Below are 2,049 nucleotides of genomic sequence, written 5' to 3'. Positions count from 1 at the left end.
CCCCACCGACCCCACCGGCCCCCGCGGTCCCGCCGACCCCGGCCTGGCCGGCAACTCCCGCCGGCCCCACGGGAGTCGAGCCCGCCCCGCACCGCTCGTTGGCCGACCGGCTGCCGAGCACCCGGATCGTCGCCGCGGCCGCCAGCCTGGTCCTCGGCATCGGCCTCATGGTCGGCGCCGCGGCCGGCAGCTGGCTCACCGAGTCCCCCGCCAAGGGCACCCCGACACCCGCGGCCGCCTTCGCCAAGGGCCAGGACGCCTGGCGCAACACCCCCGTCGACACCCTCTTCCCGCGCACCGTCGAGGGCCTGGCCGCCGGCCCGGGCGGCGCCGACCGCACCTGGATCCGGATCGCCGTCGCCCCCGACACGGACTGCACCGCCGCCGACGAGGGCCCGCTCGCCAAGGAACTCGCCGCGGCCGGCTGCGCCCGCCTGCTGCGCGCCACCTACGTGGACGCCACCCGCACCGACGTCATCACCGTCGGCGCCCAGACCACCAAGGCGGACCGGTCCGGAATGATGGACCTCAACGCCCGCTTCAGCACCCACAACCTCACCAACCGCACGGCCCTGATGCCGCTGCCGCTGGCGGCCCGGGGCACCCCGGCCGAGGGCTTCGGCCCGGCCCAGCGCGCCAGTTGGACGGTGCGGATACTCACCGACATCCCGGTCGTGGTCTACGCCGTCTCCGGCTTCGCCGACGGCCGCGAGGTCACCGACCCGCAGCCCGCCGACGCCGCGGTCCAGCCCGGCACCGCCACCGCCCCCGCCGAGTCCGGGCTCGGCCACGACGCCAAGGGCCTGGCGGACAAGGTCACCGCGACCTTCCGCGCGGCGTCCGGCATCCCCGCGTCGCCCACGGAGGAAGCGCCATGATCAAGTCCGCGCTGCGGGCCGCGACCGTCGCCCTGGCCTCCGCCGCCCTGGCCGTCCTGCCCGCACTGCCCGCTCACGCGGACGCCATCCGCGCCCAGCAATGGGGCCTGGCGGCGGTGCACGCCCAGGACGCCTGGCGGACCACCAAGGGCGCCGGCACCACCGTCGCCGTCCTCGACACCGGCGTCGACGCCGACCACCCCGACCTCAAGGGCCAGGTGCTGCCCGAGAAGGACCTGATCGGCTTCGGCGCCCGTTCCGGCGACGCCACGTGGGCCCAGCACGGCACCGGCATGGCCAGCGTCATCGCCGGCCACGGCCACGGCGCCGGCCGCTCCGACGGCATCCTCGGCATCGCCCCCGAGGCCAAGATCCTGCCGATCCGGGTGATCCTGGAGGACCACGACCCCGACCGTCGACGGGCTCGCGACGAGAAGCCCGGCGCCCTCGCCGACGGCATCCGCTGGGCCGCCGACCACGGCGCCGACGTGATCAACATGTCCCTCGGCGACGACAGCGAGACCGCCCACCCCGACCCCCGCGAGGACGCGGCGATCCAATACGCCCTGGGCAAGGGCATCCCGGTGGTGGCGTCCGCCGGCAACGGCGGTGAGAAGGGCAACCACGTCTCGTACCCCGCCGCCTACCCGGGCGTCATCGCCGTGACCGCCGTCACCCACCTGGACGACCGCGCCTCCTTCTCCACCCGCCACTGGTACGCGACGGTCTGCGCCCCCGGCAACGACATCCTCATGGCCGACCACGGCACCGACTACGTCTCCGGCCAGGGCACCAGCCCCGCCGCCGCCTTCGTCTCCGGCGCCGTCGCCCTGATCCGCTCCGCCCACCAGGACCTCAGCCCCACCCAGATCCGCACCCTGCTCACCAGCACCGCCCAGCACCGCCCCGACGGCGGCCGCAACGACGACTTCGGCGCCGGCCTCATCGACCCCGCCGCCGCCCTCAAGGCCGCCGCGAACCTCGCCCCCACCCCCCAGAGGCCGGCCCCCGCCGCCTTCCCCCACCGCTACTTCGGCCCCGGCCCGATCGCGGACCCCACCGACGACACCCCCGTCAACTGGCTCCCCTGGACCCTGGCCGCCACCGGCCCGGCCCTCACCACCACCGCCTACGTCCTCTGGCGCACCCGCCCCCCCCCCCCCCCCCCCCC

The 2,049-nt window shown here is 76.4% G+C and carries 2 protein-coding genes; both read left to right on the top strand.

The features are described 5' to 3' along the window. The coding region (locus ABD385_RS41110; RefSeq protein WP_344585380.1) for a hypothetical protein at positions 1–878 on the top strand (878 nt) is incomplete at its 5' end. Beyond that, positions 875–2,049: type VII secretion-associated serine protease mycosin (mycP, locus tag ABD385_RS41105; protein WP_344585378.1), on the top strand; the 1,175-nt coding region annotated here is incomplete at its 3' end. The genes ABD385_RS41110 and mycP, both read left to right, overlap by 4 nt.

The organism is Streptomyces lunalinharesii (assembly GCF_039532155.1).
Classification (GTDB): Bacteria; Actinomycetota; Actinomycetes; order Streptomycetales; family Streptomycetaceae; genus Streptomyces; species Streptomyces lunalinharesii.
Note: the sequence above shows the minus strand (reverse complement) of the source record. Positions and strands in the feature narration are given on the sequence as shown.